Here is a 23,587-nt window from a genome sequence, read left to right as displayed (position 1 = left end):
GGGCCCTCTCCCGCTCATGTCAGGTGGGACAGCGACTTCATTGAACAAAAATGGTGATTCCCATGCCGATCACGACACCCGCCACCAGCGTCAATGCCAACTTTATCCGATCACGTCTACGACGTTTGGCCTTGCGCTCCACTTCGATGGGCAAGGTCACGTGATTACCAAATCCAGTGTGCAATACTGCATCACCCTCCAAGGTGACCGCTGTCAGGTTTAACTCAGCATAGCGTCGGGAAAGTGCCTTTTCTCCAGCATAGGCGGCAAATGGTGCGCAACGCTGGTAATCGCTCAAACGACGCAGCCCCGGGTTGAGCGAGAACGCCTGCCACTCGGCCTTGTCGGACAGCAGCGGGTAGCAAGGCACCCCGGCGATCACCTGGCGATCACCCAGACGGATGTAAGGGCTGTGGATGGCCAGGTCATGGGCATGACTGCGCAGCCACACCTGCAACAGGTCGGGGCTGACCTCCAGTATGGCCCGGGAGTCTTCGACGAAGCCCTGGCGATAGAAGTGCCAGTCGTCCTCGCAGTGAAAGATGTAGGGCGTCTTGACGTGGCTGTAGGCCAGGTCGATAGACGGAAGCTGGCCCAGTTTTGGCCGGTTGACGAACACCTTGCAGTGGGGTTTCCAGTGCTCAGGCACAGCGGCATGCACGGCATCGTCACCGGAGTCTTCGGTGATGAACACTTCGCGAATGGGCGCGGTATTGTAGCGATCGAAACTCTCAAGGGTATCTTTGAGCAGATCAAACCGCCCACAACTGGTCACGACGAGCGTGACGTCACTCTCATTTGAAAAGCGCACCGGACTCCCTCCGCATTGCGACTATCGACTTCAACGCCCTTTCCTCAGGCGCGAAAGTTCTTATGTTAGATGCCCAGCCTCAGGCGCAGCCGCTGCCATGCAGACAACGGCGGATGGGGCCTGAGCGCCGGGCGCATGTGGTCGACGATGCTACGTCCAACTGCGCCGAAACTGAAACGGGAAACCGCCAGGTGGCGGCCATTTTCTGCAATCTGCCGCGCCAGTTCAGGGTCCGCACGCAAAAGGCGGAGCTTCTCCTGAAGGGTCGGGATGCAGTCATAGAACACCACGTTGTGCATGTCCTGCAGGCCCAGCGCGCGGTTCTCTTCCTCGCCCTGGTCATACGCCAACAGCACACAGCCACAGGCCATGGCTTCGAAATTCTTGATCATGTATTCGCCCATGCCAACGTCGGCACTGACGAAGAAGCGGATCCGGTTGAGCGTATTGCAGTAGTCTTCACCCGACTTGGTCCGGGTGACCACCAGGTTCTCGACGCGGCCCAGCTCGTCCAGCAATGCCTTGCGGCCGCTGTAGGCCACGCTGTTGGTACTGCCGACGAAGGCCAGTTCGATATCGCGCTCACGCCCCTGGTCGGCCAGCAACTGCTCGTCGTAACCCTTGGGCACGAACACGGCGTCGAAACCTTCCTGGCGCAGGCGCTCGCTGACCATATAGCCGGAGCTGATCACCCGCGCCCAGGGCAACTTGCGGTAATGGGCGCTGAACTTGCCGGTGTACTTGCACGGGATGTAGTTCTGGTAGGCATCATGCTCGAGGATGACCAGGTTCGGCACGGTACGGATGAACGCCGCCTGACGGATTTCCTGCTTGAAACGCAGGAAGAAGACAATGCGGTCATAGCGCTCGACCTGCACTTCACGCTTGAAATAGCGGCGCAGGTTGCGCTGGTCTTCGCTGGTCAGCCAGCGCAGGTCGCACTCGCAGTTGGCCGCGACGCCATCGTACAGGCGATCAAGAATCGCCCGCTGTTCCTTCTGCACCAGAAATAGGACTTTCATTGCGTTCCTTGGGCGCTCTGCGCCATCGCGGTCAACCATGGGGGCGCGGCTACAACTCACGCCGCCAGAACAGTTCATGTCGGCGCACGGCCTTGCGGAAGAATTCGTTCTCGCCGTAAGGCGACGGCCGCCGCCCGGCCAGCCAGCGCTGCAACAAGCGACGCAGCCGGCGCTTGAACGGCGCCGGTGGCTGCAGGTCGTGCATCATGCCCAGGGCCATGGCCTTGTCGCGCTGGGTTGCCACGTCCAGTACCAGACTGCAAGGTGCCCACGCCTGAGCGGCGCTCAGCTGCGGTGGCAAGGCCACGCCATCACCACTGTCGCCCATCGGCCAGCGGTCGTTGTCGTGCAGGTGATTGGCGTAGCACAGCAGGGTTTGCGGCTGCCAGGCCAGGCCTTGCAAGGCTTCCAGCACCGCTGCCTGGGCACATATATGGTCGGGGTGCGGGTCGAGCTGCGGGTGCGGCATAACCAGCACCTCTGGCCTGGCCATTTCCAGCAAGGCCCGCAGATCGGCCAGCAGGTTGCGCCAGGTCGGCGCGCCATCGCCGTCGGCCGGCAGCGGGAATGGGTTGAACCGGCGGAAGACGCGAATGTCGGCGAGGTCGGCCTCGCGAGAAGCGGCCGGCTGGTCGGGCGCAGCCTGCATGGCAGGCAGTTGCAGGCAGAAGTAGCCCAGCTGCACGCAACGCGATTCCGCCACACCGGCCCAGCGTGGCACGGCGATACTGTCCCAGGCCCGCAGGCGGCCCTTAAGGCGTGCGGCTTCGGCCTTTGCCAGTCCCATCTTCTGATAGTGTTCGGCCTCGATCTCACCTGCGGTCAGCGTCACTACCCAGGTTTCGTCGGCCTGGCTGTAGAGCCCGTAAGCGGCCAGTTCGGCGTCATCGGCATGCGGCGCGATCACCATCACTCGACGCCGTTGCAGCTCGACCGCCGGGGTTATCCACAAGCGCGGCCGGCCCAACAGCCCACAATGCCGGCCACGCAGGCGCAACGCGCCTGCCTCCAGAGGTGCGGCGAGGCCGGTCAGATTGAGGAAGCGCACGCCATCGACGCCGCGCTCGAAGGTTTGCCGGTCGGCCTGCTCGCCAGCCACCAGCTCGACCTGCGGGTCGAGGAAGCGCCCCAGCCAGCTGCTTTTTACCCGCAGCTCGAGGATCAGGGTGTCGTTGCCCTGCAGCGTGCATTCAGCCTTGAGCAGGCCGCCGCTCAGGGTGGCAGGAACCTCCAGGGTCTGCTCGCCGAATTCGTACGCGTAGTCCTCGCCTGGCGCATAGAACAGGTGGTCGGCAAACCAGGCTTCATGGGCCGCCCACAGCAGCGGCAACAGCAGAAGTGGCAACCACCACCAGCTGAACACCCCTACGGTCACCAGCGCGGCCAGGCCCACCAGCAGGCCCAGGCGCTTGTTGCGCCGGTGGCGCTTGAGCAACTGCTGCTTGCGACTCACGCCTGATACACCGGTACGGGGTTGCACCAGCGGTCCTTGTACTCGCGGTCGGCACGGCCGAACGAGAACCGCAGCGGCTTGTTGCGCGCACGGGCGTCCTCCCAGGCGGCCTGGGTATTGAGGAAGCTCAGCACGCTGCCGGGACTGAAGGCTTTGGTTTCAGGGTCGACACCGCCATTGATGTACTCGACGCTGATCCATTCCGGCGCTTCGACACGGTATACCAGCTGGATGGCGATCGGCTTGCCGTCCAACAGCAGCACCGAGCCGATCAGCAGCTCGCGCAGGCGCTCCAACACCTCGGCCATGCGCTCGGCGCCGGTGGCAGGGAAGCCCCAGCGGCGACGGAACAGGTCGCAGTACATGCTGGCGATTTCCTGCGCGCTGAAGTCGCTGATCGGGCGCACCACACCGCCCGCCTCTTCCAGCAGGCGCAGTTCGCGGCGCTGGTTGTAGCGGAACTTCTTCGACAGGTCTTCGTGGGCGCGGGCCATGGCCAGCTGTTCCTTCTGTGCCTTGAGGCCACTGAAGCGGCCTTGGTTCAGTTCGGACAGGTAGCGCGCGGCATGGCGCAACGGCGCAGCGGCATCGGCGGCCGCCGCCAGGATGATTTCGGCGTTGCCCAGGTCGAACAGAGCCTTTTTCCCGGCACGCTTGAGCACATCCTTGGACAGCGCAAGGTGGCGCCCCCAGGTGGGGATGGCGGCCTTCAGCTCGCCGGCCTGGTGCCAGCCCAGATAACGCACCGGGATCTGTGCCAGGTCCGCCAACTGCTCGACCACCAAAGGATGAGTGGCGACACTGCCACCAAAGCGGGCCCATGCCTCGGCGTAGGCCTTGGCGTCGATAACTTGCCAACCGCGCTCACGGAAGGCCTGGATACGGTTGAGCATCAGGCCTGCCCCACCAGCACACGGACTTGCGGCAGCTGCCAGAAGGCCTCGCGCACCGCCTGGTCGGAAAAGCGTTCACGCAGGCGCTGCAGCATGTGCCCGGCACAGGCCTGGCGCTGCTGCCCATCGAGCATAGCCATGTGCTTCAGGCCCTGAGCCAGTTGCCCCGCATCACCCAGCGGAAACAGTACGCCAACACCCTCGACCACTTCACGGGCACCGCCACAGGCCGTGGCCAGTACCGGTACACCGGCCACCATGGCTTCGAGCAGGACCATGCCGAAGGGCTCATGGTCGGAGCTCAGCGCAAATACGTCGAACGCCTGGAAGTAACGGCGCGCATCCGGCACCTGGCCAAGGAAGTCCACTTGCCCGGCAATGCCCAGCTCGGCAGCCTGGGCCTTGAGCCTGGTTTCCAGGCGCCCCTTGCCGAGAATCGCCAGGCGAGCGCCGGCTGGCAGCCCCGGTAGGGCTTCGGCAAAGCCACGCAGCAGGGTGGCCTGGTCTTTGTCCGGGTGCAGGCGCCCTACGTTACCGACAATCCACGCCTGCGCATCCAGGCCCAAGGCCTGACGGGCCTCGGCGCGTGGCACCAGGGCCGCTTGCAGGGCGTCAATGTCGATGCGGTTGTACAGGGTCTGGATACGCTCTGCCGGCCACTGCGGCAAGCAGCGGCGCATGTCGTCACGCACTGCGTCCGACACGCCCAGCAAGCTCAGGCGCTTGCTGAACAGGTTGGCGAAGATGCGTCGCCCCTTGCGCTCGTAGTCACCGAAAGCGTGGTGCACGCCGATCACCGGCAAGCCGGTGCCCAGCAACGCCACGTAGATCGGCTTGAAGCGATGGGCAATGCAGAAGGCGAAATTGCGCTCGGCCGCGATCCGCCGCAATGCGCGGATGGCGCCGAGTTTCAGGCCGCGCACGGCCTTGGAGCTGAACTCCAGGAACAGCACCTCGTCCGACGCACAGCCAGCCGCTACCTGCGGGTCGGCAGCGCCGGTGAGGAACACCGTGGTGACCTGGTAGCCACGCCCATGGAACAGGCTGGCGTATTGACGGGCGCAGTCCAGGAACGGCCCGTCATAGCCATGGCAGAACTGCAGAATACGCGGCTCAGAGCGGCTGGTCATACGGGGCCGCGCCGTCCTTCACAACCAGGATGTCTTCCATGATCAGGTACTGCAGGTCCGAGCCGAAGAACATGTTCAAGGCGTCGGTCGGCGAGCAGATCATCGGTTCACCACGGCGGTTCAGCGAGGTGTTCAGCGACACGCCGTTGCCGGTCAGGTCTTCCAGCGCCTTCATCATGTCGTAGTAGCGCGGGTTGTACTCGCGCTTGAGCACCTGGGCACGCGAAGTGCCATCCTCGTGGACCACTTCCGGCACGCGGGTCTTCCACTCTTCAGCCACTTCGAAGGTAAAGGTCATGAATGGCGCCGGGTGGTCGACCTTGATCATTTGCGGGGCGACGGTGTCGAGCATCGACGGGCAGAAAGGTCTCCAGCGTTCGCGGAACTTGATCTGCTCGTTGATGCGGTCGGCTACGCCCGGCACGCTCGGGCAACCGATGATCGAACGGCCGCCCAGGGCACGAGGGCCGAACTCCATGCGGCCCTGGAACCAGGCCACCGGATTGCCGTCGACCATGATTTTGGCGATGCGCTGCGGCATGTCGTCGAGTTTTCGCCACTTCGGCGCGTTCGGGTGACGGGCACAGGCGGCAATCACATCTTCGTTGGAGTACGAAGGGCCGAGGTAGACGTGTTCCATCTTCTCGACCGGCACGCCACGGGCGTGGGAAACGTAGGCGGCAGCACCCACGGCGGTACCGGCGTCACCGGAGGCCGGCTGCACGAACAGCTCTTTCAGGTCTGGGCGGGCGATGATCTTCTGGTTGAGCTTGACGTTCAGCGCGCAACCGCCGGCAAAGGCCAGCTTGCCGGTTTCACGCAGGACGTCACCCAGGTAGTGATCGATCATCTGCAGAGCGATCTTCTCGAACAGCGCCTGCATGCTGGCCGCGTAATGGATGTACGGCTCGTCGGCGATGTCGCCTTCACGCTTGGGGCCCAGCCATTCGATCAGCTTCGGCGAGAAGTAGAAGCCCTTGCCCTTCTCTTTATAGCGGCGCAGGCCGATGACGTTGGCGTATTCGGTGTTGATCACCAGCTCGCCGTTTTCGAAGCTGGCCAGGCGCGAGAAGTCATACTTGCTCGCGTCGCCATACGGCGCCATGCCCATGACCTTGAACTCGCCATCGAGCATCTCGAAGCCGAGGAATTCGGTGATTGCGCCGTACAGACCGCCCAGCGAGTCAGGGTCGAAGAATTCCTTGATCTTGTGGATCTTGCCGTTTTCGCCGTAGCCAAAGAAGGTGGTGGCGTATTCGCCCTTGCCGTCAATGCCGAGGATTGCGGTTTTTTCCTTGAAGCCCGAGCAGTGGTAGGCACTGGAGGCGTGGGCCAGGTGGTGCTCGACCGGTTCGATCTTGACCTTTTTCGGGTCGAAGCCCAATTGCTCCAGGCACCAGACGATCTTCTTGCGGTAGCGCTTGTAGCGACGATTGCCCATCAGGATCGCGTCGAGGGCGCGGTCCGGGGCGTACCAGTAGCGCTTGGCATAGTGCCAGCGCGCCTTGCCGAACAGGCTGATCGGGGCGAACGGGATGGCTACCACGTCGACGTCGGATGGCTTGATGCCTGCCTGTTCCAGGCAGAACTTCGCCGACTCGTAGGGCATGCGGTTCTTCGCATGCTTGTCACGCACGAAGCGCTCTTCTTCGGCGGCGGCAATCAGTTTGCCGTCAATGTACAAGGCCGCGGAAGGGTCATGGCTAAGGGCGCCGGACAGGCCAAGAATCGTCAATGCCAAGGGATTAGCCTCTTCATTCGGTAGAAATGCGCCAGCGGCCTCTTGGGCGGGTGGCGGCTAAAGGGCGGGATTATAACGCAAACATGTGCGCAACGCGGCAACCTGTACTGGCCTCATCGCCGGCAAGCCAGCTCCCACAGGTACACCGCCGACCTTGAGGCCCGCGCTGTACCTGTGGGAGCTGGCTTGCCGGCGATGGGGCCGGTACAGGCAAGCAATATTATTCAGCGATCAGCCAGTCCATGCGGAAGCTGCCGGCGGTTTGCGCCAGCTCTTTGGCCAGCCATGGCAGCAGCTCATTGAGCTCTTCTTCCAGCCCCCAGGGCGGATTGGCGATGGCCAGACCTGAGCCGTTGAGCCCCTGCGGGCTGTCCTGGTGGTGCACATACAACTCGACCCGCAGCAGTTTCGGTGCGCCGGTGCTGGTCAGGTCCTGGTAGAAGCGGGCCAGCGAGCGCTGGTCCTTGATCGGGTACCAGATGGCCGCGACGGTCTGGCGCATGCGGCCGATCGCCTCTTTCATGGCGGTAGTGCAGCGCTTGAGTTCGTCAGCCTGTTCGAACGGTGGGTCGATCAGCATGATCGCGCGCTTCTCCTGCACCGGCAGCAAGGCCCGCGGCACGTGCCAGCCTTCGCCCAGGTGCACGACCACGCGCGGGTCTTTCTTCATGTTTTCCTTGAGAAGCGGCCCGTCTTCGGGATGCTTCTCGTTGAGCAGGGCACGGTCCTGCTGGCGCATCAGGCGGCGGGCCAGCTCGGGCGAACCGGGGTAGTAGCGCAGCTCGCCATCGGCATTCAGGCGCTTGATGATGCGCAGATAGTCGCCAGCCATGGCCGGCAGGTCATCGCGATTCCACAGGCGGGCGACACCTTCCAGGTACTCGCCGGTGCGGGTTGCCTGGTCGCCCTGCAGGTCGTAAAGGCCGAGCCCTGCATGGGTATCGATGTAGGCGAACGGCTGCTCCTTGCGCGACATCAGGGCGATGAGGCGGGTCAGCACGATATGTTTGAGGACGTCGGCGTGGTTGCCGGCGTGGAAGGCGTGACGATAGTTCATGGCAACTCCTGCGGGGGTGGCAAGTTTACCTTGCCTTGCAGGCGGAGTCAGGCCTGGCTGCTAATCGGCGGTGACCTCTTCGCGGGTAAACCCGCTCCCACAGGTACCTCACAGAACTTGAGTTCTGTGCAATCCCTGTGGGAGCGGGTTCACCCGCGAAGCAGGCGCCGCCGACTCAACGGGTATTACTTGTCAGCGTGATACGCCGCATCAGCAGTCTCGAAGCGCTTGACCATTGCCTGCGACGGGCTGCCCAGCTTGCTCACCACGATGATGGCGATGCTGGCGAACAGGAAGCCCGGGATGATTTCGTACAACCCAAGGGTGTCGAAGTTCTTCCACAGGATCACGGTCAGTGCGCCAACCACGATACCGGCCAGTGCGCCGTTACGGGTCATGCCTTTCCACAGTACCGAAATCAGCACCACCGGACCGAAAGCAGCACCGAAGCCGGCCCAGGCGTAAGCTACCAGGCCCAGCACGCGGTTTTCCGGGTTGGAGGCCATGGCGATGGCGATCAGGGCGACGGCCAGCACCATCAGGCGGCCGACCCACACCAGCTCGACCTGCGAAGCGCTCTTGCGCAGGAACGCCTTGTAGAAGTCTTCGGTCAGGGCGCTGGAGCACACCAGCAGCTGGCAGCTCAGGGTACTCATTACCGCCGCCAGGATGGCCGAAAGCAGCACACCGGCAACCCATGGGTTGAACAGGATCTTGGCCAGCTCGATGAACACCCGCTCGTGGTTCTCGCTGACCGGGCCTGCCAGGTCAGGATGCGCCGAGAAGTAGGCGATACCGAAGAAGCCCACGGCGCAGGTACCGACCAGGCAAAGGATCATCCAGGTCATGGAGATACGACGAGCGTTGGCGATCGACTTCACCGAGTCGGCAGCCATGAAACGCGCCAGGATGTGCGGCTGACCGAAGTAGCCCAGCCCCCAGCCCATCAGCGAGATGATGCCGATGAAGGTGGCGCCCTTGAACATGTCGAAGTGGGCCGGGTTGACCGCATCGATGGCAGCGAAGGTGGTATCGAAGCCGCCAGTGGAGATCAGCACGATCACCGGAGTGAGGATCAGCGCAAAGATCATCAGCGAAGCCTGCACGGTATCGGTCCAGCTCACCGCCAGGAAACCACCGATGAAGGTGTAGGCGATGGTCGCAGCAGCACCGGCCCACAGGGCCGTTTCGTACGACATGCCGAAGGTGCTCTCGAACAGACGAGCACCGGCAACGATGCCGGAGGCGCAGTAGATGGTGAAGAACACCAGGATCACGATGGCCGAGATGATCCGCAGCAGGCCGCTGTTGTCTTCGAAGCGGCTGGAGAAGTAGTCCGGCAGGGTCAGCGCATCGCCGTTGTGCTCGGTCTGCACGCGCAGACGACCAGCAACGAACAACCAGTTCAGGTAGGCGCCGACAGTCAGGCCGATGGCAATCCAGGCTTCGGACAAGCCGGAGAAGTAGATGGCGCCTGGCAGGCCCATCAGCAGCCAGCCACTCATGTCGGAAGCACCAGCGGAAAGCGCGGTGACCACGCTACCCAGGCTGCGGCCGCCGAGGATGTAGTCGGAAAGGTTATTGGTGGAGCGATAGGCGGCGAAGCCGATCAGCACCATTGCGGCGATATAGACCACGAAAGTGATCGTTAGAGGATTGCCCATGCGTGTGCCCTGGCGTTTGTTTTTATGTCATGCACAACCGCAGCCATGGCGGTTGCACCCAGGCCGCGAATCGTATGCAACAACGCAAAGTGGGTGCAACCATTTTTCATTTGCAAGTTGCACCTCTTCGTGCAAATTCCGACAAATCTGATTTTTTGCTCCTTTTTGGAGCAAAAAGCCCACTTTCAAGAATAAAACGCACCGAAGAGGACCCTTTCAAGGCTGTGGAAATGGTTGCCGGACGAGTTGCACCTTTTCCGTGAAAAATTCGGGTTGCACCTGGTTGCACCCGAATTGTCCTACAGCTACTCTTGGCGTCAGCTTAGGCCACAACCGTGGCAATAACGAGGATAAGAAATGGCGACGACCACCCTTGGGGTCAAACTCGATGACCCGACCCGTGAGCGACTCAAGGCAGCTGCGCAGTCGATTGACCGCACCCCGCACTGGTTGATCAAACAAGCGATCTTCAACTACCTGGAGAAGCTCGAGGGTGGTGCCACCCTTACCGAACTCAACGGCCATGCCAGCAACGTGGCCGACGACGCCGGCGAGATCCAACCCGACCACGGCCACCAGTGCTTCCTCGAGTTCGCCGAGAGCATCCTGCCGCAGTCGGTACTGCGCTCGGCGATCACCGCCGCCTACCGCCGCCCCGAACAGGAAGTGGTACCGATGCTGCTGGAGCAGGCGCGCCTGAGCGCCCCGCTGGCCGAAGCGACCAACAAGATGGCCGCCGGCATCGCCGAGAAACTGCGTAACCAGAAGAGCGCTGGCGGTCGTGCCGGCATCGTCCAGGGCCTGCTGCAGGAATTTTCGCTGTCGTCCCAGGAAGGCGTGGCGTTGATGTGCCTGGCCGAAGCCTTGCTGCGCATTCCCGACAAGGGCACCCGTGACGCACTGATCCGCGACAAGATCAGCACCGGCAACTGGCAACCACACCTGGGCAACAGCCCGTCGCTGTTCGTCAACGCCGCCACCTGGGGCCTGCTGCTGACCGGCAAGCTGGTGTCCACCCACAACGAATCCGGCCTCACCTCCTCCCTCACCCGCATCATCGGCAAGAGCGGCGAGCCGATGATCCGCAAAGGCGTCGACATGGCCATGCGCCTGATGGGCGAGCAGTTCGTCACCGGCGAAACCATCGCTGAAGCCTTGGCCAACGCCAGCCGCTTCGAGTCCAAGGGCTTCCGCTATTCCTACGACATGCTCGGCGAAGCCGCACTGACCGAGCACGACGCACAGAAGTACCTGGCGTCCTACGAGCAGGCCATCCACTCGATCGGCAAGGCCTCCCATGGCCGCGGCATCTATGAAGGCCCGGGCATCTCGATCAAGCTGTCGGCGTTGCACCCGCGCTACAGCCGCGCCCAGTACGAGCGCGTGATGGAAGAGCTGTACCCGCGCCTGCTGTCGCTGACCCTGCTGGCCAAGCAGTACGACATCGGCCTGAACATCGACGCCGAAGAAGCCGACCGCCTGGAGCTGTCGCTCGACCTGCTCGAGCGCCTGTGCTTCGAGCCTTCGCTGGCCGGCTGGAATGGCATCGGCTTCGTTATCCAGGCCTACCAGAAGCGCTGCCCGTATGTGATCGACTATGTCATCGACCTGGCCAAGCGCAGCCGCCACCGTCTGATGATCCGCCTGGTGAAAGGCGCCTACTGGGACAGCGAAATCAAGCGCGCCCAGGTTGAAGGCCTGGAAGGTTACCCGGTCTACACCCGCAAGGTTTACACCGACGTGTCCTATGTCGCCTGCGCCCGCAAGCTGCTGGCCGTGCCAGAGGCCATCTATCCGCAGTTTGCCACTCACAACGCCCACACCCTGTCGGCCATCTACCACATTGCCGGCCAGAACTATTACCCGGGCCAGTACGAGTTCCAGTGCTTGCACGGCATGGGCGAGCCGCTGTACGAGCAGGTGGTCGGCAAGATTTCCGAAGGCAAGCTGAACCGTCCGTGCCGCGTCTACGCACCGGTCGGTACCCACGAAACGCTGCTGGCCTATCTGGTGCGTCGCCTGCTGGAAAACGGCGCCAACACCTCCTTCGTCAACCGCATCGCCGACCACTCGATCTCCATCCAGGAACTGGTCGCCGACCCGGTCGCCAGTATCGAGCGCATGGGCACCCAGGAAGGCAGCATCGGCCTGCCGCACCCGCGCATCCCGCTGCCTCGTGAACTGTATGGCAGCGAGCGGGCCAACTCGGCCGGCATCGACATGGCCAACGAACACCGCCTGGCGTCGCTGTCCTGCGCCATGCTGGCGACCGCCCACAACGACTGGAAAGCCACACCGCTGCTGGCTTGCGCTGCCAGCGAAGGCACAGCCGCACCGGTGCTGAACCCGGCGGACCACCGCGACGTGGTCGGCCATGTTCAGGAAGCCACTGTCGCCGACGTCGACAACGCCATCCAGTGCGCACTGAATGCCGCACCGATTTGGCAGGCCACCCCGCCAGCCGAGCGTGCTGCCATTCTGGAGCGCACTGCTGACCTGATGGAGGCCGAAATCCAGCCGCTGATGGGCCTGCTCATCCGCGAAGCCGGCAAGACCTTCGCCAACGCCATCGCCGAAGTGCGTGAAGCCGTGGATTTCCTGCGCTACTACGCGGTGCAGGCACGCAATGACTTCAGCAACGACGCCCACCGCCCGCTGGGCCCTGTGGTGTGCATCAGCCCGTGGAACTTCCCGCTGGCGATCTTCACCGGCCAGGTAGCCGCAGCGCTCGCCGCCGGCAACCCGGTACTGGCCAAGCCGGCCGAGCAAACCCCGCTGATCGCCGCCCAGGCCGTGCGCCTGCTGCTGGAAGCCGGCATCCCTGAAGGCGTGCTGCAACTGCTGCCAGGCCGCGGTGAAACCGTCGGTGCCGGCCTGGTAGGTGACGAGCGCGTCAAGGGCGTGATGTTCACCGGCTCCACCGAAGTGGCCCGCCTGCTGCAGCGCAACGTAGCCGGCCGCCTGGACAACCAGGGTCGCCCGATCCCGCTGATCGCCGAAACCGGTGGCCAGAACGCGATGATCGTCGACTCCTCGGCACTGACCGAGCAGGTGGTGATCGATGTGGTGTCCTCGGCCTTCGACAGCGCCGGCCAGCGTTGCTCGGCATTGCGCGTGCTGTGCCTGCAGGAAGACTCCGCCGACCGCGTGATCGAAATGCTCAAGGGCGCCATGGCCGAAAGCCGCCTGGGCTGCCCGGACCGCCTCGCCGTGGACATTGGCCCTGTGATCGACGCCGAAGCCAAGGCCGGCATCGAGAAGCACATCCAGGGCATGCGCGAGAAAGGTCGCTCGGTCTACCAGGTGGCCATTGCCGATGCTGCCGAGCTCAAGCGCGGCACCTTCGTCATGCCGACCTTGATCGAACTGGAAAGCTTCGACGAGCTCAAGCGTGAAATCTTCGGCCCGGTGCTGCACGTGGTGCGCTACAACCGTCGCAACCTGGATCAGTTGATCGAGCAGATCAACAACTCCGGCTACGGCCTGACCCTCGGCGTGCACACCCGCATCGACGAGACCATCGCCAAGGTGGTGGAAACCGCCAACGCCGGCAACATGTACGTCAACCGCAACATCGTCGGTGCAGTGGTGGGCGTGCAGCCGTTCGGTGGTGAAGGCCTGTCCGGCACCGGCCCGAAAGCCGGCGGCCCGCTGTACCTGTACCGCCTGCTGTCGACCCGCCCGGCTGACGCGATTGGTCGCCACTTCCAGCAGCAGGACGGCGAAGGCAAGCCTGACCGCGCCCTGCACGAACAGCTGATCAAGCCGCTGCACGGGCTGAAGGCCTGGGCCGAGAGCAATCAACTGGCCGACCTGGCCGCGCTTTGCAGCCAGTTCGCAAGCCAGTCGCAGAGCGGCATAGCCCGCTTGCTGCCAGGCCCGACCGGCGAGCGTAACAGCTACACCATCCTGCCACGCGAGCACGTGCTGTGCCTGGCCGACAACGAAGCCGACCTGTTGGCGCAATTTGCCGCAGTGCTGGCCGTTGGCAGCTCGGCGCTATGGGCCGACAGCGAGCCGGGCAAGGCACTGCGCGCCCGCCTGCCGCGAGAGCTGCAGGCCAAGGTCAAGCTGGTGGCGGACTGGAACAAGGATGAAGTGGCATTCGACGCCGTGATCCACCATGGCGACTCGGATCAGCTGCGCGGCGTGTGCCAGCAGGTGGCCAAGCGTGCCGGGGCGATCGTGGGCGTGCACGGGCTGTCCAGCGGCGACCACCAGATTGCGCTGGAGCGCCTGGTGATCGAGCGGGCGGTAAGTGTGAACACTGCTGCTGCCGGTGGTAATGCCAGCTTGATGACCATTGGCTGAGGCTGAGGGTTGTTGAAGAAAAGGGAGAGCTTCGGCTCTCCTTTTTTATGGGCGTGTTCGCCACAAAATAATCTGCGCCTGTGCGATCGAGCGCCGCCCGCGCGGCGCTTCGCGGGGCAAGCCCGCGCCCTCATTTACTGTGCAAATCTTGAAGAATGTAACGGTCCTGTGGGAGCGGGTTCACCCGCGAAAGGGCCCGTTCAGGCGATATATCAATGAAGCCTTGTAGAGGGCATCTGCCCCAGCATTGGGTTGTCTGCAGGCAGGGTTCATTTTTTGCGGTGTTGCGGCAATCGTTCGAAATCAGGAAAGAGAGCCAAGGCCCTGCACCGATGCCCGCGCTTTCGCCAGAGCCACAATAGGCACCAGCCTTTCGCAGCCTCCGAAGTCAGCATCAGCCCAGTCCACACCCAGTTACTGATACTGGAAGCCAGCATCGGCAACAACAGGATTGTGGATATCGAAGGAACGATAAAAAAGATTCGAAAGGGGATCTGCACCATCGCCAAGTAGACAGCCAACCGGCAACGCATAAAAAACAACGCGCAGGTCGCTATCAACGAAAGCTGCAGAACCAGGCCTAGCCAGACGACTAGCTCCAGCCCTCCTCCCCAGATCTGCATGTTGCTCAATGCGTCCTCGAAATCCGTCCAGAAAGGTATGGCACCTCGCTCCATACTGCGCAAGACATGAAAGCAGATATAGAACGCGTCCATGCCTCCCCAAAACAGAAAAGCGATCGCATGCCAGCTCAAATTCGAGTTCTTCAATATGCTCCCTCTCCGAACCGCGCCGGTATACCGCGCTTTTTAGAAGCGGCCTTGCGCCGCGAAAGGGCCGCAAAGCGGCCACGGTAAATTCTGCGGCGACGCTGCTCAAACCATGGGAGATAGTATGATCAAAGCAAACAGCTGCGCTGCTGTAATTGCGGCAACCAGCAGCATCCACAACCAATTGGACAGCGTGAACCGGCTGTTGGCCACCCCCGCCTCATCCCACGAGCTGAAATTGACGCCTTTCTGCATGGGCATCAGGATGAACAACCAAGCTGCTTGAATGACTACGCCCGCAAAATAAGCCGCCCACGACTGATCATCCAGAATCACACTGGCAGCCACCGAGGCAGCACACATACCGTAATAGCCCAGCGTGAGCCCCATAATGGACCAAGGGTAGGTTCTGCCTGACTCGCGAATATGATCATTCACCCTTCTCAATAATGGGTAGATGAAGAACACTGCAAAAGCGCTTCGCCAGAATGGGCTGACCTTTTCTCCTGTTCTCGCTCCATGCAGCTTCCAGCTCTGATAAAAGCAATACAGCCAGTAAAAACCCAGGGTGAAGAAGGTCATTACGCCAAACTTCACGGGCGAAACTACGAAGAAGGGAAGTTGCTTGTCTTCGGAACCAGTCAAGTCGTTTTTGTGGACATCACTCATCAGAAAAGCCTCATTACGAATACCCAAGCGCACATTCAAGGCCAAATGGCATTCGATCCGCAGTAGTCCAGTTCCGCTCTGACTTGTGGGAAACGTCTCTACATTTTCCTGCGCCTGTTCCGGCCTTTTTCACGGGTAAAACCGCCCCTACAGGTGCAACGTTGATGGCTGGAGCTGCGCAGTACTTGTGGGAGCGGGTTTACCCGCGAAAGGGCCCGAACAGGCAAAACAACAACTGCCCCTCCGCGTGAGCTGTGCGACCAACCACCAGCATCCCGGCGTTCTCAACCCATATCACCCAAACCTATTAACCTCCCCCACCTAACTCTATCCGCCTAGACTCGCAGCATCCCGCCTCAGGACCGCGACCATGCCCGAGACCCTGCTCAGCCCCCGCAACCTCGCCTTCGAGCTCTACGAAGTCCTCGACGCCGAGGCCCTCGCCCAACGCCCACGCTTCGCCGACCACAGCCGCGAAACCTTCGATGCGGCGCTATCAACTGCCCGTACCATTGCCGAGAAGTTCTTCGCCCCGCACAACCGCAAGGCCGACGAAAACGAGCCGCGCTACGTGGACGGCCGCGCCGAACTGATCCCCGAAGTGAAACCCGCCGTCGACGCTTTTCTCGAAGCCGGCTTCCTCAACGCCAACCGCGACTTCGAAGTCGGCGGCATGCAGCTGCCAAGCCTGGTTTCGCAGGCCTGCTTCGCCCATTTTCAGGCGGCCAACGCCGGCACCACGGCCTACCCGTTCCTGACCATGGGCGCGGCCAACCTGATCGAGAGCTTCGGCAGCGATGAACAGAAACGCCTGTATCTGCAGCCGATGATCGAAGGCCGCTACTTCGGCACCATGGCCCTGACCGAACCCCACGCTGGCTCGTCACTGGCCGATATCCGCACCCGCGCCGAACCTGCCGGTGACGGCAGCTACCGGCTCAAGGGCAACAAGATTTTCATTTCCGGCGGCGATCACGAGTTGTCGGAAAACATCGTGCACATGGTGCTGGCCAAGCTGCCGGATGCGCCGCCCGGCGTGAAGGGCATCTCGCTGTTCATCGTGCCCAAGTACCTGGTCAGCGAAAATGGCAGCCGTGGCCCGCGCAACGATGTGCTGCTGGCCGGGCTCTTTCACAAGATGGGCTGGCGCGGTACCACCTCCACCGCGCTGAACTTCGGCGACAACGGCCGGTGCGTCGGCTACCTGGTCGGCCAGCCGCACCAGGGCCTGGCCTGCATGTTCCAGATGATGAACGAGGCACGCATCGGTGTCGGCATGGGCGCAGTGATGCTCGGTTACGCCGGCTACCTGTATTCGCTGGAGTACGCCCGCCAACGCCCGCAGGGTCGGTTGCCGGACAACAAAGACCCGCACAGCCCGGCGGTGCCGATCATCGAGCACAGCGATGTGAAACGCATGCTGCTGGCACAGAAGGCCTACGTGGAGGGCGCTTTCGACCTGGGCCTGTATGCCGCACGCCTGTTCGACGACACCCAGACTGCCAGCGACGACAGCGCCCGTAAGCAGGCGCAGGAGCTGCTCGACCTGCTGACCCCGATCGTCAAATCCTGGCCCTCGACGTTCTGCCTCAAGGCCAATGAACTGGCGATCCAGATCCTCGGCGGCCACGGCTACACCCGCGAATACCCGGTCGAACAGTATTACCGCGACAACCGCCTGAACCCGATCCATGAAGGCACCGAGGGCATCCAGTCGCTCGACCTGCTGGGCCGCAAGCTGGCGCAGAACAATGGCGCCGGCCTCAAGCAGTTGATCCGGTCGATCGCCGCGACCGGCGAGCGCGCCAGCCACCACCCGAACCTCGACCCGCTGCGCCAGCCGCTGGAGCAACTGGTCAACCGCCTGCAAAGTGTGACCCTGGCCTTGCTGGGTGACCTGGCACAGGGCAAAGTCGCCGGCGCCCTCGCCAACTCGGCCCTGTACCTCAAGGCCTTCGGCCACTGCGTGATCGGCTGGCGCTGGCTGGAACAGGCGATTCATGCCGAACTCGGCCTGCTCAAGGGCAACCCCGCCGACCGTGACTTCTACCTCGGCAAGCTACAGGCCGCGCGTTATTTCCTGACTTGGGAAGTACCTGGCTGCCATAATGAGCTGGCATTGCTCGAGGCGCGCGACGACACTTGCCTCACCATGCAGGACGAGTGGTTCTAAGGGGGAGCCACCGTGTACACGGAGGCTTCCACATGTTCGATGCCAGCGCCCTGCTGCGCCAGCGCTTTGCCGCGCTGCGCAGTACGGCCGAGTTGTTTTCCCTGCGCCATGTGAAACAGTCGCACCAGGCGCTGTCGGTTCGCCGCAACGTCGCGGAACCACCCTTCTTCAGCCAGGACGAGGGCGCCATGCTCACCGTGCGGGTGAATGGCGTGGAAGCCTATGCGGCCACCGCCGACCTGTCCCAGGCAGGCCTGCAGCGTGCGCTGGAGCAGGCCGAGGCGCTGGCCCGGCAAATCCTTCGGTACAACCTGCTGGACCTGCGCGAGCAACCGGTGACCAGCGCACGCCACGACCACATTTCGCCCAACTTCGACCAGCCCGTGCCCAACCTCGCCGACTGCCTCGGCCTGCTCGCTGCCGAATCGGCCAGCGTGCCCAAGGACAGCCGCCTGGTGGACTGGCAGGCCAGCCTGGGCCTCAGCCTGGTCGAGCAGACCTACCTGAACTCGGCCGGCGCCGAGTTGCGCCACGCCCAGCGCTTCCTGTTCCCAGGCCTGGGCGTGACCGCCAGCGACGGCCAGGATAGCCAGAGCCGCAGCCTGGGCCGCGACAACTTCGGCCAGCAGGGCGGCTTCGAGATCATCGAGCGCTGCGGCCTGCTCGGCGCGGCCCGCCGGGTGGCCGACGAAGCGCTACAGCTGCTGCTGGCACCGAACACCCCCAGCGGTCCGCGCGACCTGCTGTTGATGCCGGACCAGATGATGCTGCAGATCCACGAATCCATCGGCCACCCGTTGGAGATGGACCGCATCCTCGGCGACGAGCGCAACTACGCCGGCACCAGCTTCGTCAAAGCCAGCGACTTCGGCCACCTCCAATACGGCTCCAGCCTGCTGAACGTGACCTTCGACCCGACCATCGGCGAAGAGCTGGCCAGCTACAGCCATGACGACGACGGCACCCCGGCCAGCAAGCAGTTCCTGATCCGAAACGGCCTGCTGCTACGCCCGCTGGGTGGCGCGCTGTCGCAGTTCCGCTCCGGCCTGGATGGCGTGGCCAACAGCCGCGCCTGCGGCTGGAACCGTGCGCCGATCGACCGCATGGCCAACCTCAACATCGAGCCGGGCGACCAGAGCCTGGATCAGCTGGTGAAGGGCATCGAACACGGCATCCTGATGCGTACCAACCGCTCCTGGTCCATCGACGATGCACGCAACAAGTTCCAGTTCGGCTGTGAATGGGGGCAGTTGATCGAAAACGGCGAGCTCAAGGGCATCGTCAAGAACCCCAACTACCGCGGCATCTCCGCGCAGTTCTGGCGCAACCTGGCGGCGGTCGGCGACAGCAGTACCTTCCAGGTGCTGGGCACGCCCAACTGCGGCAAGGGCGAACCCAACCAGGTGGTGCGGGTCGGCCACGCCTCGCCGGCCTGCGTGTTCCGCCAGATCGACGTATTCGGAGGAGACGCCTGATGAAGCACGCTTTCGAAACCCTGGTCGGGGATGTGCGCAAAGCCCTGCAGACGGGCGAACAATTCACCCTCGGCTACAGCGCCGAACAGTCGCAATTCGTGCGCTTCAACCATGCCAAGGTACGCCAGGCCGGCGAGGTGACCCAGGCCAGCGCGCAACTGAAGCTGATCCACGATGGCCGACAGGCAGAGCAACAGGTGACCTTGAGCGGTGACACGCAACTGGATAGCCAGCGCCTGATCGCTGCCCTGGCGCAACTGCGCCAGACCTTGCCGCTGCTGGCTGTCGACCCCTATCTGCGCCTGGACGAAAATACCTGGAACAGCCACAGCCAGCAGGAGCAGGCGCTGCCCGAACTGAGCGACGTGCTGACCCTGCTCGAGCGTGAAGCCGGCGACCTGGACCTTGTCGGCATCTACGCCGCCGGCCCCATCTGCCGAGGCTTCGCCAGCTCGTTCGGGGCCTTCGGCTGGCATCAGGCCAACAGCTTCAACTTTGACTGGAGCCTGTTCCACCAGAACGGCGAGGCGGTGAAGGCCAACTACGCCGGGCAGGCCTGGAACGCTGACGACTTCACCGCACGCCTGCGCCAGGCGCGGGAGCAGCTGGGTTTCCTTGGCCGCCCGGCCGTCACGTTGAAACCTGGCAGCTACCGCGCCTACCTGGCCCCGGCGGCCATGGACGAAATAGCCGGCATGCTGTGCTGGGGCGGTTTTTCCGCACAGGCCCTGGCCACTGGCAACAGCGCCCTGCAGCGCCTGTACAACGGCGATGCGCGGCTGAGCCCGCTGGTAAGTTTCACCGAGCAGGTCAGCGGCTCGTTGAGCCCGGCGTTTTCCGATGAAGGCTCACCGCGCCTGGATGTGCCGTTGATCCAGCAAGGTGAGGCCGTGCAACGATTGATCAGCGCGCGCAGTGCGGCCGAGTTCGAGCTGCTGGCCAATGGCGCCGATAGTTACGAGTCGCCGTGTGCGTTGAGCCTGGCAGCAGGTAGCCTGCCGAACGAGCAGATTCTGGAGCGGCTCGGTACCGGGCTGTACATCAGCAACCTGTGGTACCTGAACTATTCCGACTTGCCGGCGGCACGCATGACCGGGCTGACCCGCTTCGCCACCTTCTGGGTGGAGAACGGGCAGATCCAGGGCCCGGTGAGCACCATGCGCTTCGATGACAGCCTGTACAGCTTGCTCGGCAGCCAGCTGGAAGACCTGACACGCGAGCGCGAGATGATCCTGTCGACCAGTACCTATGGACAGCGCAGTACCGGGTCGAGTCATTTGCCGGGGGCACTGGTCAAAGGCCTGACCCTGACATTGTGACTAGACTTACCGGCCCTTTCGCGGCTAAAGCCGCTCCCACAGGATCTCCACTGCCCTTGAATGTGGTGATATCCCTGTGGGAGCGGGTTCACCCGCGAAGAGGCCGGCACTGACAAACGAGGAAGTCATGCCCGAACGCACCCCGCTGGACCCTGTCACCGCCCGCTGGATCCCTTGGGTGGTGGCCATCGCCTTCTTCATGCAGTCCCTGGACGGCACCATCCTCAACACCGCGCTACCGGCCATGGCCCGCTCGCTGGCCGAAGACCCGCTGCGCATGCAGGGCGTGATCATCGCCTACATGCTCACCGTGGCCCTGCTGATCCCCGCCTCAGGCTGGATCGCCGACCGCTTCGGCACCAAGCGCATCTTCTTCAGCGCCATTCTGCTGTTCAGCTTCGGCTCGCTGCTGTGCGCCGCCGCCAACAGCCTCGGTTTCCTGATCTTTGCCCGTGTCGTGCAAGGGCTGGGCGGTGCGCTGATGCTGCCGGTCGGGCGGCTGGTGGTCCTGCGTGCCTACCCGCGCACCGAGCTGGTGCGCATAATGAGCTTCATCACCATCCCCGGCCTGCTCGGGCCGCTACTGGGCCCTACGGTTGGCGGCTGGTTGGTGGAAATACTGAGCTGGCACTGGATCTTCCTGCTCAACCTGCCGGTCGGCCTGATCGGCTGCTACGCCGTGTGGAAGTTCATCCCCGACCTGCACGGCGCCGAGCGCACCACGTTCGACGGCCCCGGGTTCCTGCTGTTTGGCGCAGCGATGGTATTGATCACCATCGCCATGGAAGGCCTGGGCGAACTGCACCTGCCGCACCTGCGGGTGATGTTGCTGCTGTTCGCCGGCATGGCCTGCCTGGCGGCCTACTGGCTGCGCGCCGGGCGCGACCCGGAGCCGCTGTTCTCGCCCAGCCTGTTCCGCGTGCGCACCTTCGCCATCGGCATCCTCGGCAACCTGTTCGCCCGTCTGGGCAGCGGCGCCCTGCCGTTCCTGGTGCCGTTGCTGCTGCAGGTGGCGCTGGGCTACTCGCCGGCCCAGGCTGGCATGAGCATGATCCCGCTGGCGGCGGCGGCGATGCTGGCCAAGTCCATTGCCCGGCCACTGATCGAACGTTTCGGCTACCGCATCATCCTCACCGGCAACACCCTGCTGCTGGGCCTGCTGCTGGCCAGCCTGGGGCTGGTGGACGAACAGACACCCTATTGGCTGTTGCTGGTGCAACTCGGTCTTCTGGGTGCAGTGAACTCCATGCAATTCACCGCGATGAACACCGTTACGCTCATCGACCTCGACGACGCCAGTGCCAGCAGCGGCAACAGCCTGCTGTCGGTGGTCGCGCAGTTGGCCCTGAGCCTCGGCGTGGCATGTGCGGGTGCCTTGCTAGGCGGCTTCACCGCGGCGGGCAGCGCCGAGGGTGTGGAAACCACCTTGGGCGCGTTCCAGCTGACATTCGTCACCATCGGCGTGATGGCCATGCTGGCGGCAGCGATCTTCCTGCAGCTGTCGCCGACGGACGGAAGGCGTGCCCGTCGTCCGGAACAACACATGGAGTCGTAGGGCGAATGGCCACGAGGCTGGTAGACTGTGCGGCATTTTTCGCTTCGCACCGCAGGCCCGCCTCGTGACCACCGAACCCACCGCCTTTGCCACCTTGCCGCTGTCCACTGCCATGCTGGCCAACCTGGACGCCCTCGGCTATGCCTCGATGACATCAATCCAGGCCCAGAGCCTGCCGGTCATTCTCAAGGGCCAGGACCTGATCGCCCAGGCCAAGACCGGCAGCGGCAAGACCGCCGCCTTCGGCATCGGCCTGCTCAACCCGATCAACCCGCGCTACTTCGGCTGCCAGGCGCTGGTGTTGTGCCCCACCCGCGAACTCGCCGACCAGGTGGCCAAGGAGCTGCGCCGCCTGGCCCGCGCCGAGGACAACATCAAGATCCTGACCCTGTGCGGCGGCGTTTCGCTGGGCCCGCAGATCGCTTCGCTGGAACACGGCGCGCACATCATCGTCGGTACCCCAGGGCGCATCCAGCAGCACCTGGACAAGGGCACCCTGGTGCTCGACGGGCTGAACACCCTGGTGCTGGACGAAGCCGACCGCATGCTCGACATGGGCTTCTTCGATGCCATCGCCAGCATCATCGGCAAGACCCCGTCGCGCCGCCAGACTCTGCTGTTCTCGGCCACCTACCCGGCGGGCATCAAGCAACTGGCCGCTGATTTCATGCGCAACCCGCAGCAGGTCAAGGTCGAGAGCCTTCACGCCGACAACCAGATCGAGCAGCGCTTCATCGAGATCGACCCGCAACAACGCCTCGAGGCCGTCACCCGCGTGCTCGGCCACTACCGCCCGCAGTCCTGCGTGGCATTCTGCTTCACCAAGCAGCAGTGCGAGGATGTGGTCGCCCACCTGGCCGCCAAGGGCATCGTGGCCCAGGCCCTGCATGGCGACCTGGAGCAGCGCGACCGCGACCAGGTGCTGACCATGTTCGCCAACCGCAGCACCTCGGTGCTGGTGGCTACCGACGTGGCCGCACGCGGCCTGGACATCGATGGCCTGGACATGGTCATCAACGTCGAACTGGCGCGGGACGCGGAAATCCATGTGCACCGTGTGGGCCGCACCGGTCGTGCCGGCGAAAAAGGCATCGCGGTCAGCCTGGTGGCACCGGCCGAAGGCCACCGCGCCCAGGCCATCGAAGACCTGCAGAAGAGCCCGCTGCGCTGGGACCAGCTGGACAGCCTGAAGCACAAAGGCGGCGAGCCGCTGCTGCCGCTGATGAGCACCTTGTGCATCGCCGCCGGGCGCAAGGACAAGCTGCGCCCGGGTGACATCCTCGGGGCGCTGACCGGTGATGCAGGCATCCCCGGCAAGCAGGTGGGCAAGATTGCGATCTTCGATTTCCAGGCGTTCGTCGCCGTGGAGCGACCGCTGGCCAAGCAGGCCATGCAGCGCTTGAACAGCGGCAAGATCAAGGGGCGCTCCCTGAAAGTCCGCATCGTCTGATGATTTTTGGGGCTGCTCTGCAGCCCAGCGCCGGCAAGCCAGCTCCCACACCGACCACGCTGCCCTCAAGGCCTGTGCAGTCCCTGTGGGAGCT

Annotated in this window: 17 protein-coding genes; 7 read left to right on the top strand and 10 right to left on the bottom strand. The window is 63.5% G+C overall.

The window, feature by feature from the left end; translation table 11 throughout:
- Positions 1-37 precede the first annotated feature (37 nt).
- The 8 genes from IRZ77_RS21365 to putP all read right to left on the bottom strand — a co-directional run bounded on the left by IRZ77_RS21365 (position 38) and on the right by putP (position 9,771).
- Positions 38-811, bottom strand: a complete 774-nt coding sequence (locus IRZ77_RS21365; protein WP_108480766.1) for a glycosyltransferase family 2 protein — start codon at positions 809-811, stop codon at positions 38-40.
- 65 nt (positions 812-876) lie between these two features.
- A complete protein-coding gene (locus tag IRZ77_RS21360; protein ID WP_046613374.1) occupies positions 877-1,833 on the bottom strand; it encodes a glycosyltransferase family protein in 957 nt (318 codons plus the stop codon).
- Positions 1,834-1,882: 49 nt separating this feature from the next.
- Positions 1,883-3,286: a PIG-L deacetylase family protein gene (locus IRZ77_RS21355; RefSeq protein ID WP_085599770.1), complete on the bottom strand. Its 1,404-nt coding sequence runs from the start codon at positions 3,284-3,286 to the stop codon at positions 1,883-1,885.
- Positions 3,283-4,179, bottom strand: a complete 897-nt coding sequence (locus tag IRZ77_RS21350) for an antimicrobial resistance protein Mig-14 (RefSeq protein WP_196174397.1) — start codon at positions 4,177-4,179, stop codon at positions 3,283-3,285. Before IRZ77_RS21350 ends, IRZ77_RS21355 begins: the two co-directional genes overlap by 4 nt.
- Positions 4,179-5,309: a glycosyltransferase gene (locus tag IRZ77_RS21345; protein ID WP_196174395.1), complete on the bottom strand. Its 1,131-nt coding sequence runs from the start codon at positions 5,307-5,309 to the stop codon at positions 4,179-4,181. The genes IRZ77_RS21350 and IRZ77_RS21345 overlap by 1 nt, the downstream gene beginning before the upstream one ends.
- Positions 5,293-7,050, bottom strand: a complete 1,758-nt coding sequence (locus IRZ77_RS21340; RefSeq protein WP_013974482.1) for a carbamoyltransferase family protein — start codon at positions 7,048-7,050, stop codon at positions 5,293-5,295. Before IRZ77_RS21340 ends, IRZ77_RS21345 begins: the two co-directional genes overlap by 17 nt.
- Before the next feature lie 220 nt (positions 7,051-7,270).
- A complete protein-coding gene (locus IRZ77_RS21335; RefSeq protein ID WP_085599775.1) occupies positions 7,271-8,107 on the bottom strand; it encodes a 23S rRNA (adenine(2030)-N(6))-methyltransferase RlmJ in 837 nt (278 codons plus the stop codon).
- A 185-nt stretch (positions 8,108-8,292) separates the two neighbouring features.
- Positions 8,293-9,771 (bottom strand): sodium/proline symporter PutP, encoded by a 1,479-nt coding sequence (gene putP / locus IRZ77_RS21330; protein ID WP_085599777.1) that lies wholly within the window; start codon positions 9,769-9,771, stop codon positions 8,293-8,295.
- Positions 9,772-9,845: 74 nt separating this feature from the next.
- On the opposite strand from putP, the gene IRZ77_RS21325 reads away from it, so the two are divergent.
- Both IRZ77_RS21325 and putA read left to right on the top strand, forming a co-directional pair.
- Positions 9,846-10,034: a hypothetical protein gene (locus IRZ77_RS21325; protein WP_196174367.1), complete on the top strand. Its 189-nt coding sequence runs from the start codon at positions 9,846-9,848 to the stop codon at positions 10,032-10,034.
- Positions 10,035-10,128: 94 nt separating this feature from the next.
- On the top strand, positions 10,129-14,082 hold the full coding sequence (gene putA, locus IRZ77_RS21320; protein WP_046613384.1) for a trifunctional transcriptional regulator/proline dehydrogenase/L-glutamate gamma-semialdehyde dehydrogenase: 3,954 nt from the start codon (positions 10,129-10,131) through the stop codon (positions 14,080-14,082).
- Positions 14,083-14,351: 269 nt separating this feature from the next.
- Here the strand turns inward: putA and IRZ77_RS21315 are convergent, their stop codons facing one another.
- Together IRZ77_RS21315 and IRZ77_RS21310 are read right to left on the bottom strand one after the other, a co-directional pair.
- On the bottom strand, positions 14,352-14,852 hold the full coding sequence (locus IRZ77_RS21315) for a hypothetical protein (protein WP_230386306.1): 501 nt from the start codon (positions 14,850-14,852) through the stop codon (positions 14,352-14,354).
- 105 nt (positions 14,853-14,957) lie between these two features.
- The gene (locus tag IRZ77_RS21310; RefSeq protein ID WP_108480771.1) at positions 14,958-15,521 is read right to left on the bottom strand and encodes a hypothetical protein; all 564 of its coding nucleotides are present in this window, start codon (positions 15,519-15,521) and stop codon (positions 14,958-14,960) included.
- A 370-nt stretch (positions 15,522-15,891) separates the two neighbouring features.
- On the opposite strand from IRZ77_RS21310, the gene IRZ77_RS21305 reads away from it, so the two are divergent.
- The 5 genes from IRZ77_RS21305 to dbpA all read left to right on the top strand — a co-directional run bounded on the left by IRZ77_RS21305 (position 15,892) and on the right by dbpA (position 23,493).
- Positions 15,892-17,694: an acyl-CoA dehydrogenase gene (locus IRZ77_RS21305; RefSeq protein WP_108480772.1), complete on the top strand. Its 1,803-nt coding sequence runs from the start codon at positions 15,892-15,894 to the stop codon at positions 17,692-17,694.
- Between the two features lie 32 nt (positions 17,695-17,726).
- Entirely contained in the window at positions 17,727-19,169 is a 1,443-nt protein-coding gene (locus IRZ77_RS21300; protein WP_196174365.1) for a TldD/PmbA family protein, read from the top strand.
- On the top strand, positions 19,169-20,488 hold the full coding sequence (locus IRZ77_RS21295) for a TldD/PmbA family protein (RefSeq protein WP_196174363.1): 1,320 nt from the start codon (positions 19,169-19,171) through the stop codon (positions 20,486-20,488). Before IRZ77_RS21300 ends, IRZ77_RS21295 begins: the two co-directional genes overlap by 1 nt.
- Before the next feature lie 127 nt (positions 20,489-20,615).
- On the top strand, positions 20,616-22,043 hold the full coding sequence (gene mdtD, locus IRZ77_RS21290; protein WP_153671368.1) for a multidrug transporter subunit MdtD: 1,428 nt from the start codon (positions 20,616-20,618) through the stop codon (positions 22,041-22,043).
- 112 nt (positions 22,044-22,155) lie between these two features.
- Positions 22,156-23,493 carry an ATP-dependent RNA helicase DbpA gene (dbpA, locus tag IRZ77_RS21285; RefSeq protein WP_230385724.1) on the top strand — a complete coding sequence of 446 codons (1,338 nt, stop codon included), beginning with the start codon at positions 22,156-22,158 and terminating at the stop codon, positions 23,491-23,493.
- Positions 23,494-23,587 lie beyond the last annotated feature (94 nt).

Origin of the sequence: Pseudomonas pudica, assembly GCF_015680405.1 — a bacterium.
Classification (GTDB): Bacteria; Pseudomonadota; Gammaproteobacteria; order Pseudomonadales; family Pseudomonadaceae; genus Aquipseudomonas; species Aquipseudomonas pudica.
Note: the sequence above shows the minus strand (reverse complement) of the source record. Positions and strands in the feature narration are given on the sequence as shown.

What these genes read in the sequence shown, in the direction of transcription:
- IRZ77_RS21360 (WP_046613374.1), bottom strand. Translation starts at nt 1,833, where the DNA reads ATGAAAGTCCTATTTCTGGTGCAGAAGGAACAGCGGGCGATTCTTGAT.
- IRZ77_RS21350 (WP_196174397.1), bottom strand. Translation starts at nt 4,179, where the DNA reads ATGCTCAACCGTATCCAGGCCTTCCGTGAGCGCGGTTGGCAAGTTATC.
- IRZ77_RS21345 (WP_196174395.1), bottom strand. Translation starts at nt 5,309, where the DNA reads ATGACCAGCCGCTCTGAGCCGCGTATTCTGCAGTTCTGCCATGGCTAT.
- IRZ77_RS21335 (WP_085599775.1), bottom strand. Translation starts at nt 8,107, where the DNA reads ATGAACTATCGTCACGCCTTCCACGCCGGCAACCACGCCGACGTCCTC.
- putP (WP_085599777.1), bottom strand. Translation starts at nt 9,771, where the DNA reads ATGGGCAATCCTCTAACGATCACTTTCGTGGTCTATATCGCCGCAATG.
- IRZ77_RS21325 (WP_196174367.1), top strand. Translation starts at nt 9,846, where the DNA reads ATGCAACAACGCAAAGTGGGTGCAACCATTTTTCATTTGCAAGTTGCA.
- putA (WP_046613384.1), top strand. Translation starts at nt 10,129, where the DNA reads ATGGCGACGACCACCCTTGGGGTCAAACTCGATGACCCGACCCGTGAG.
- IRZ77_RS21310 (WP_108480771.1), bottom strand. Translation starts at nt 15,521, where the DNA reads ATGAGTGATGTCCACAAAAACGACTTGACTGGTTCCGAAGACAAGCAA.
- IRZ77_RS21305 (WP_108480772.1), top strand. Translation starts at nt 15,892, where the DNA reads ATGCCCGAGACCCTGCTCAGCCCCCGCAACCTCGCCTTCGAGCTCTAC.
- IRZ77_RS21300 (WP_196174365.1), top strand. Translation starts at nt 17,727, where the DNA reads ATGTTCGATGCCAGCGCCCTGCTGCGCCAGCGCTTTGCCGCGCTGCGC.
- IRZ77_RS21295 (WP_196174363.1), top strand. Translation starts at nt 19,169, where the DNA reads ATGAAGCACGCTTTCGAAACCCTGGTCGGGGATGTGCGCAAAGCCCTG.
- mdtD (WP_153671368.1), top strand. Translation starts at nt 20,616, where the DNA reads ATGCCCGAACGCACCCCGCTGGACCCTGTCACCGCCCGCTGGATCCCT.
- dbpA (WP_230385724.1), top strand. Translation starts at nt 22,156, where the DNA reads ATGCTGGCCAACCTGGACGCCCTCGGCTATGCCTCGATGACATCAATC.